The following is a 5271-nucleotide window of genomic DNA, read 5'->3' on the forward strand; positions in this document are numbered from 1 at the left end:
TGTTTCTATGCTTTCGGCGGTTTTACGGAGCGATATCGCCATCAAAGTCAGTATCCAAATCATAGAAGCTTTTGTAAATATGAGAAAGTTTATCTCAAATAATGCTCTGATATTTCAAAGATTGGACTCACTGGAACAAAAACAATTTCGTACAGATGAGAAAATAGATGTTGTCTTAAATGCCTTAGAAAATAAAACCAAAAAGCCAGATGAGGGAATCTTTTTTGATGGGCAGATTTACGATGCTTATGCTTTTATAAACGATTTACTAAAAAGTGCAAAAAGCGAAGTAGTTTTGATAGACAACTACATAGATGATACTGTTTTTACACTTTTTAGCAAATATCCGAATTTAAAAATAAAAATATACACACAAACTATCTCAAAACAACTTCGCCTTGACTATCAAAAATACAGTTCACAATATAAAAACATAGAGGTAAAAGAGTTTAAAAATGCTCACGACAGGTTTCTAGTCATCGACCAAAAAGAGATATATCACATCGGAGCAAGCTTGAAAGATTTGGGCAAAAAGTGGTTTGCTTTTTCTAAGTTTGAGATTGAGGCTTTGGAGATTTTGGGGAGATTAAAATGACAAACATTATAGAAGTAAATTACGCTTAAACAGGAAAAAGCATACAATGCAAGAGACGAACAGTACCTTTTGCTAAAGATTGCTCGAAGCTACAAAAGATGCCAATCTTTGTATAAACTCGTTAGGGTTTGTATCTGCTATCTCTTGCGCTAAGATTTTATCTGCGCCGTCGCCGAGAATCTTTTTAAAGACCGCTTTTATCTCTTCAATATCGCCTTTGTTCTCAAGTCTTCTTCTAAGACCGATGACGTTTAGTCCTTTTATGGTCGCCTTGTTGCCCTCAACTAGCATAAAGGGAGGAATGTCTGAGTTTACAACGGATGCGCCGCCTATCATTACTCCCGTTCCTATGGTGTTGTTTGCCTCAACCGTGCTAAGACCGCCGATGATGACTCTCTCTTCGCACTTGACATTCTCATAAAGCCTGACCGCATTTGTTATGATGCAAAAATCGCCTAACTCTACACCGCCCAGAATTTGAACGTACCCCATAAGAAAGTTGTTAGCACCGATGATTATTTTTTTACTTTTGGCATTTAGGCTCTCTTGCGTGCCGATTTGAGTAAACTCTCTTATGTGTGTTTTCTCGCCTATAACTATCTCTGAATCTTCGCGCCCCATAACAGCAAAGCTGAATATTTTTACATTCTCACCAACTCTAAGGGAGCCTTTGAGTATGACATTTGACTCTAATATGCATCCTGCCTTTAGCTCTACATCTCTGCCTATAAAGCAAAATGGACCTATTTTAACATCGGGAGCTATTTTCGCACCCTTTTCTATGACAACCGATGGATGAATATTTGCTTTTTTTTCTGCCATTATTTGCTCGCAATCTCTAGAGTGATTATGCTGTCATGTACGGTTGCCAATGAACTGTTATCGCCCGTTTGTAAGTAGTTTATAAATGCTTCAAGTTCATCATGCAGTGCGTTGCTTCTGTTTACAAAACAGTTTTTAGTTATGTGCGAAGAAGGATTTATATTAATGCGCTCTGTTAGAGTTTGAGAGATAAGATCTGCTTCAAAATATTTTATCTTGCTCTGCTCATCTACTCTACATGCCAGAGAGATAGTTCTTTTTCTGTAGGGAGTAAGCCAGTTTGTAGAGATATCGCCGATAATCTGACCCTCCAGCTCAAATGCCAAGATAGCGTTATCTTCATGAGTCTTATGAATCTTTTGAGACTTAAATACCGCACTTTTTATAATATCTCTTTTTGTTATAAAGCGTATCAAATCGCTATCATGGACTGAGAGGTCTGTGAGTATTCCCACATCAGCTATACGCTCAGGAAAAGAGCCGCTGCGCGTGATTGAGATGGATAGAATCTCATGATTCGCTATTTCATTTATAAGAGATTTTACGACGGGGTTGTATCTCTCAATATGTCCGACACAGCTTTTTATGCCACTTTCTTCAACCGCTTTATTTATCTCTCTTGCATCTTCAACACTCGAAGCAGCAGGCTTTTCTATAAAAATATCTACTTTGTGCGCGGCACATTTGAGTGCGGCGTCTTTATGCAAAAATGTAGGTGTTACGATAATGACGGCATCTGGTTTTACAGCTTCAAGCATCGTATCTAAGTCGTAAAAAAAAGGCTCTGCGAACTCGCCGTTTTTTACAACATCACAGAGTCCGACAATCTCTACGCCCTCTATCTTTTTGAGCGTGTTGTAGTGATTTTTGCCCATTGCTCCAAGCCCAAGAATTGCAACTCTTTTCAATTTTTAACCCTTAATAATAGCGCGAACTACAAAATCTTGCTCTGCTTCACTAAGATATGCACTCATAGGAAGCGACATTATCTCTTTTGAGACAAGCTCACTGATTGGAAAATCTCCCTCTGTGTATCCCAGATGAACAAATGCCTCTTGCAGATGAAGCGGAACCGGATAGTGTACCGCAGTCGGAACACCTTGTTCAGCCAGTTTTGCAATCATCTCTTCTCTCTCCTGCACCCTGATTGAGTACTGCGCATAAACGCTTATGCTATCCTGGGCAATCTTTGGAGTTATGACATCGGCATCTTCGAGCAGGTCGCTATATCTTGTGCCTATTTCGTCTCTGAGTTTTACCTCTTTGTCAAAATGTTTTAGTTTAACATCTAAAATAGCCGCTTGAACAGCGTCAAGACGACCGTTTATACCGATGTATTTGTGCTTGTATCTCTCGTTTTGACCGTGGTTTAGAAGCATTCTCATCTTTGTTGCAAGTTCATCGTCATTTGTGAAAATTGCTCCGCCGTCACCGTAAGCGCCTAGCGGTTTTGAAGGGAAGAAACTTGTACATCCTATGGTCGAGAGGTTGCACGATTTTTTGCCCTTGTATGTTGCGCCAAAACTTTGACAAGCATCTTCTATAACCGGAAGTTCATATTTTGCGGCTATCTCGTTTATAGCTTCCATGTCGGCACATTGCCCGTAAAGTGAGACGGGCATAATCGCTTTTGTTCTGTCGGTTATATGCGACTCTATCTTTGTCGGGTCTATGTTGTAGCTCTGCGCATCTATATCTACGAAGACGCTTGAAGCACCCAAAAGGGCAATAACTTCGGCTGTGGATATGAAGGTAAAAGGAGTTGTGATTACTTCATCTCCGGCTCCCACACCAAGTGCCATAAGCGCTAACAAAAGAGCATCCGTTCCGCTGCTGCACCCTATGGCATGTTTTGCACCCGTATATGCTGCAAGATTTCTCTCTAGCGAGTTTAGCTTCTCTCCGCCTATAAATTGCGCTGAAGCAAAAACCTCTAAAACCTCTTTGTCAATCTCTTGTTTATACTCTTGGTACTGCGCTTGTAAATCTATAAAATTAATCTTCATCTCTGTCCTCTATAATTGCTGCTACTCTTTTTGAACTACCATGTTTTAGATACTCTCTCAGTGCTTTTGAGTCACTTAAAAATCTGCTTCTGTCATATTCGCGATATGCTTGAATCAGGTTTTTGGCAGTTACATCTTCTTGTATAAACTCCGGATGCAGTGCCCTGTTTTTAAACTTGTTGTACATTATATTTGCCAATCCTATATACTCCAGTTTTACAAGTCTGCTTGCAATAAAGTAATCAAGGGGTTTTGCAATATATGTCAACACAAAAGGTATCCCGATAAGAGATGCCTCAAGAGTTGCCGTTCCGCTGCAGATAAATGCAAAGTCGGCATCTTTAAGTATTTTGTGTGCATCATGAGCCATTTTAAAACCTGAAAGGCTACCATAAACTTCTTTTATATCTTCTTTAGAGAAGTGTTTTGGCACTATAATAGTTGCTTCGACTCCAAGCTCTTTTTGAACCTCTTTAAAAACTGGAAGTAGCTTTTTTATCTCGCCCTTTCTGCTTCCGGGCATAAAGACGATGTTTTTTACTTCATCAGCAAGAGCCTCTTTAAACTCCGTTATCTGATCCAAAAGAGGATGCCCGACATACTCTATAGGCGCATCTTTGGAGTAGTACTCCTTTTCAAAAGGGAGGATGGAAGCGAGATGGTCTATGGTCTTTTCCAAGACAGGGATTCGTTTTTTCTTCCATGCCCAAGCCTGCGGCAATATGTAGTAAATAATCTCTTTATCTGGGTACTTTTTTTTGATTTTTTTGGCAAGCGGGAGATTGAATCCTGAGGAGTCAATCAGCAGAACTTTATCAGCGTCATGTGCGAGTTTCAACATATCGTTGTTTAGTTTTAAAAAAAAGCGCAACTTTTTGATGGCATCGACAAAGCCCATGATTGCCAAACTTCTCAAATCAATGATGCTATCCCCAAGCTCTTTGTCAAATATGCCGATAAACTCTACGTCACCGCTTAACTCTTTTTTGAGAGATTTTAGGTGAACGTTTGCCGAGTGTTCTAGTGCGCTAACTAATATTTTCATGATCCGCCGTCTCCATGTGTTTTGTAACTGTCATCATATCTCTCTTTATTTGTTTCTTCCACATATTCATACATATAGGTCGTTAAATTTTGTATATCTTCATCGCTAAGACCCACTGCAAAAGGTATCATCATCTCTTGCTGCTGATTGTCGGAGAGTTTTAAGCGAAACCTCTTTAGCTTGTACTCCATGTAGCCTTTTGCCCGATTTGCAAGATAGGGATACTCATGAAGACCCTCTAGTTTCATACCATGGCAACTGTGGCAGCCATTTTTTATATAGAGTTTTTTTCCCTTCTCGTAGCTACTCTCTGCACTTAGAAGAAGTGCAATTAAAGATAAAAAGATTATTTTCAACACTCTCTCCCTTCGTTTTTTAGATGCAATTATTTCGTATTTGAGTTAATATGTTTGCGTAAAGTGTAATAAAGTTTTCCCAAATCTATCGGTTTAATAAGATGTCCGTTCATTCCTGCGGCTTTTGTCTTCTTTACCTCTTCACTCATTGCATTTGCAGTCAGTGCAACGATTGGAACATCGCCGTCCATGTCCCTAATGATTTTAGTTGCTTCGTATCCGTCCATAACCGGCATCTGCAAGTCCATAAAGATAAGTTCGTATTTACCTTTTTCAAACATTTCAACTGCCTCTTTGCCGTTTTTTGCAATATCTATATTTTCAACGAACTCTTCAAGAAGTCCAGATAGAACAAGTTGGTTCGTTATGTTGTCCTCAACGATAAGTACTCTTTTTGCATCTATGAAATCCTTGCTATACTCTACTGCTTTTTTCTCATTTTTTTGT

7 protein-coding genes are annotated in these 5271 nt (G+C 39.3%); 1 reads left to right on the forward strand and 6 read right to left on the reverse strand.

The genetic code is table 11. The features are described 5' to 3' along the window. The coding region (locus RQ763_RS09225; RefSeq protein ID WP_314152551.1) for an ORF6N domain-containing protein at positions 1-595 on the forward strand (595 nt) is incomplete at its 5' end. Positions 596-667: 72 nt separating this feature from the next. Here the strand turns inward: RQ763_RS09225 and RQ763_RS09230 are convergent. The 6 genes from RQ763_RS09230 to RQ763_RS09255 all read right to left on the reverse strand — a co-directional run. Further along, positions 668-1417, reverse strand: a complete 750-nt coding sequence (locus RQ763_RS09230) for an acyl-ACP--UDP-N- acetylglucosamine O-acyltransferase (RefSeq protein WP_314152552.1) — start codon at positions 1415-1417, stop codon at positions 668-670. Beyond that, positions 1417-2325, reverse strand: coding sequence for a Gfo/Idh/MocA family oxidoreductase (locus RQ763_RS09235; protein WP_314152553.1), 909 nt, complete (start codon positions 2323-2325; stop codon positions 1417-1419). The genes RQ763_RS09230 and RQ763_RS09235 overlap by 1 nt, the downstream gene beginning before the upstream one ends. A 3-nt stretch (positions 2326-2328) precedes the next feature. Further along, positions 2329-3423 carry a DegT/DnrJ/EryC1/StrS family aminotransferase gene (locus RQ763_RS09240; protein WP_314152555.1) on the reverse strand — a complete coding sequence of 365 codons (1095 nt, stop codon included), beginning with the start codon at positions 3421-3423 and terminating at the stop codon, positions 2329-2331. Next, entirely contained in the window at positions 3413-4468 is a 1056-nt protein-coding gene (lpxB, locus tag RQ763_RS09245) for a lipid-A-disaccharide synthase (RefSeq protein WP_314152556.1), read from the reverse strand. Before lpxB ends, RQ763_RS09240 begins: the two co-directional genes overlap by 11 nt. After that, positions 4465-4824 (reverse strand): c-type cytochrome, encoded by a 360-nt coding sequence (locus RQ763_RS09250; protein ID WP_314152557.1) that lies wholly within the window; start codon positions 4822-4824, stop codon positions 4465-4467. The genes lpxB and RQ763_RS09250 overlap by 4 nt, the downstream gene beginning before the upstream one ends. A gap of 29 nt (positions 4825-4853) precedes the next feature. Next, positions 4854-5271 (reverse strand): response regulator (locus tag RQ763_RS09255; RefSeq protein ID WP_314152558.1); only part of this gene is annotated, 418 nt, incomplete at its 5' end.

The sequence above is a fragment of the Sulfurimonas sp. genome (assembly GCF_032250635.1).
Taxonomy (GTDB): domain Bacteria; phylum Campylobacterota; class Campylobacteria; order Campylobacterales; family Sulfurimonadaceae; genus Sulfurimonas.